This window comes from Microcoleus sp. OTE_8_concoct_300, assembly GCF_031383065.1.
In the GTDB taxonomy this organism is placed as follows: Bacteria; Cyanobacteriota; Cyanobacteriia; order Cyanobacteriales; family Microcoleaceae; genus Microcoleus.
Map to the genome: position 1 here is coordinate 1 of NZ_JANMZH010000221.1, position 2857 is coordinate 2857.

At 44.9% G+C, this 2857-nt stretch carries 3 protein-coding genes; all 3 read right to left on the reverse strand.

Translation table 11 applies throughout. The features are described 5' to 3' along the window. Nucleotides 1-214 precede the first annotated feature (214 nt). Nucleotides 215-757: a pentapeptide repeat-containing protein gene (locus ACUVJL_RS10635; RefSeq protein ID WP_445245814.1), complete on the reverse strand. Its 543-nt coding sequence runs from the start codon at nt 755-757 to the stop codon at nt 215-217. A gap of 94 nt (nt 758-851) precedes the next feature. Next, nucleotides 852-2201, reverse strand: a complete 1350-nt coding sequence (locus ACUVJL_RS10640) for an LCP family protein (protein WP_445245815.1) — start codon at nt 2199-2201, stop codon at nt 852-854. A 10-nt stretch (nt 2202-2211) separates the two neighbouring features. Next, nucleotides 2212-2559, reverse strand: coding sequence for a DUF6717 family protein (locus tag ACUVJL_RS10645; protein ID WP_445245816.1), 348 nt, complete (start codon nt 2557-2559; stop codon nt 2212-2214). Nucleotides 2560-2857 lie beyond the last annotated feature (298 nt).

Genomic DNA, 2857 nt, shown 5'->3' on the forward strand with positions numbered 1-2857 from the left:
TTATACCGTATAATTTTTGGTATGTCGGAGGCAATTCCCACTAAAAAACAATCGTTGGCAATTATCTATTGATATTAAATTAACTACCACAAGTTGGTGGGGGGGGCGGCCCGCCCGACCTTTTGGGACGGGCGGGACGCCCATCCCACAAACTTGTGGAAGTTATTTAATTCTCATTCCTAATTAGCCAGCGATTTTCTTTAAGTGTGAATTCCTACGGACATCCCAAACTTTCTCGGGTAGAAACTCCCGTCACGGGATTGACACCATCTGCTTTCTCGCACAGGATAGCCACTTGATAAGCGTCGATAATCGCGTCAGTAAAATCAGCGCCGGAAATTGCAGCATCAAAAAACCGAGTTCGAGTCATAATTGCCTCGGAAAAATTAGCATTCGTCAAATTAGCGCCGTCGAAGGTAACTCTATCTGCCAAAGCACCGGAGAGGTTGGCACCTGACAAGTTGGCATTCAATAAAACTCCCTTAGTCAAAATCGCATTAGTTAAATCAGCACCTTGAAAATTTGTTCCCCGCATTTCAGCAGCGACAAATGTTCCCCCCGCTAAATCCGAGTTGGAAAAATCGCGATCGGACAAATTAATATTTGTGTAATTAATACTTGTTTTCGGCAGGGCAAATGCAGGAGTAGCACTCAGCAGCACCCACCCAAAAGCCAACACTAGACTTAAAACCAGGCTCAGGAAAATTCTGAAAACACTTTTCATGATGATGGGAATGGGGAATTGGGTATTGGGCATTGGGCATTGGGCATTGGGCATTGTTGACTGTTGACTGTGGACTGTTGACAACTGACAACTGACAACTGACAACTGACAACTGACTAATAACTAATTAAAATCGCTTTACCCAATCTTCACCGACGCGAAGTGTCAAGTCAGAATTAATTTCACCCGTAGAAGATGCTTCAATTTTACCGCCGCCTAACGCTTTTTGCAGTAGATTCGCTGCCTCTAAATCGCCTTGCTGAACAATAATTTGACTTTGACGCTCCTTCTGGGGCGAATCCTGCACTACAGATACATTAAAAAAGCCCTGTTTTCTGAGAAATTTAGCAACTGTTTTTGCGGTTGTCGGTTTGCTAGAAGCGTTTTGGACAGCTATTTTGAGGTTTTTGGGCAACACAGACTCGCTGGGATTACGAATTCGTCCTTGTGCCACATCCGGCACGCCCATGTTCAAATATTGTGTGATAATGCGATCGACCCCGACCGTATCTAAAATCCAATAGCTCCTCAAATCCCCTTGTTTTGAACTAGAACTTCCAGGCAACATTACCATTTTAAAAGTATCTCGCTCCAATTGCAAACCGAAATTGGCCAGCGTCAATATTTCCTCATAATTTAGGTTTGTATCCACATATTTTTGCATCAATCGAACAATTTGTGGCAAGCGCACAAATACTGATGGACTTGCGAGGCGGTTCCGAATAGCTTGAATCAAAGATTGCTGCCGCTGAATGCGGCCGATATCTCCTAAACCGTCGTTGCGAAAGCGAGCAAATTGTTCTGCTTGTTCTCCATTGAGAGTTTGCCATCCCTGGGCTAAATTTATTTTTAACTTTTGGGCGCTATCTGTATAGGACATTGCGCGAGGTACAAATACCTCAACTCCGCCCAACAAATCGACTAATTCCCGAAACGCACTGCTGCTGACTCGCACGTATCGTTCAATTCTGGTATTGTTCAGCATACTGCTAACCAATCGCGTCGCCAAAGCTGCTCCTCCCCTAGCATTGGCTTCGCTAATTTTGCTGAAGCTAATGCCGGGTACTTCCACTTTAGTATCTCGCGGAACTGAAAGCAAACTAATAGATTTATCTCTAGGATCGAGGTGCAATAAGAGTATTGTATCGCTGCGACCCTCAAAAATCTTAGGGGAATTGACTGCTGCTTCCGGCACGCGGTCAATTCCCAATATCAAGATATTAACTGGCCGCGACAGGCGGTATCCAGAGCGGTTGGATGATGTATAGTTAAAGCCAGTAGCGTCTAGGACTCTACTGATAACTGGCGGTTCCACCGGAGCTAACAGGGCGGTAATTGCCCCGATTGCTGCGGAGATGGCGGCTGTGAAAACTAGGAAAAATAGCCCAAATATATACACGAATAATTTAGGCTTTTTTCGATATTCTCGATCGACTGGTTTAACAAAGTTGCTTTTAAAGATTGACCAGTTTTTCATTTGCTGTTGATTATTGCATTTTTTCAGCTTTGCAGTAAAACTTGGGCGGTGCTTCTGGAAAGTATTTGAGCAAAGCCGGACACAGCCAGCCTTCAAGATTTTTCGCTTCCCACCGATACCAGTTACCGCCGTATTCTTCTTTCAACCACAGCATTTCTGCTTGATATCCGGGAAATGGATTGACCGAAAATAAGAGCCGGAAACCTTGAGCGGCATTGGGAATGTCTGCGACGAGCACGTTAATCATTTCGGGGACGCCCTGAACAAATGGTTCTCGGACAAGTCCGACTCGCTCGTCGTCAAAAACCCACGTGTACTGTTCGCGATAGGGGTAAATTACCATCATGGCATTAACCATGGTATTCTCCTCTTTTTATTTCGTTTGTTTTGTCGGCGAAAAGGCAAGTCTTGATAAATTATATTCTGTTGCCCCGGAGTTGTGCACTATCCGATTTGACAAACCTGTTTTAACTTAGGAATGAGAATTAAATAACTTCCACAAGTTTGTGGGATGGGCGTCCCCCCCCAGCTTTTAGTTAGGGGGGGGAACCCAAGGCGAAAAAAAGAGTTTGGTGTTTAATTTGGAAAAAGGTGGTGGAACAGTGTTTTAAAATAGGGGTGGGGGGGGCTGGGGGGGGGGGGGGTTGGTTGGTTGG